Raw genomic sequence first — 270 nt, forward strand, 5'->3', positions numbered from 1 at the left:
GTGCGCGTACCCCTGGTGCCGCTCTGGTCGAGCCGGTACGGCAGTCGGACGAAGGAGCCGGACGCACTGGTCACCGCGTCGCTGCCGACCGAGTCGGTCACACCGTCGTAGGTGTCGAGGGTCGCGATCCGCACCCGGCCATCGGCGGGGAGACCCGAGACGCTCAGCATCGAGTCGGACGCGGCGGACGGCTCGAAGTAGGAGCGGAACCCGGTCAGCGGGCTGGGATAGGCGCGCGGGTCGAACGGCTGCTCGACCGCGGTCCGCACC

1 protein-coding gene is annotated in these 270 nt (G+C 71.9%); it reads right to left on the bottom strand.

The genetic code is table 11. The annotated features are described in order from the left end of the window. Positions 1-270 (bottom strand): hypothetical protein (locus AC1RPV_RS07895; RefSeq protein WP_481764218.1); only part of this gene is annotated, 270 nt, incomplete at both ends.

This window comes from Dellaglioa sp. CoH-55-MRSF-9, assembly GCF_056782155.1.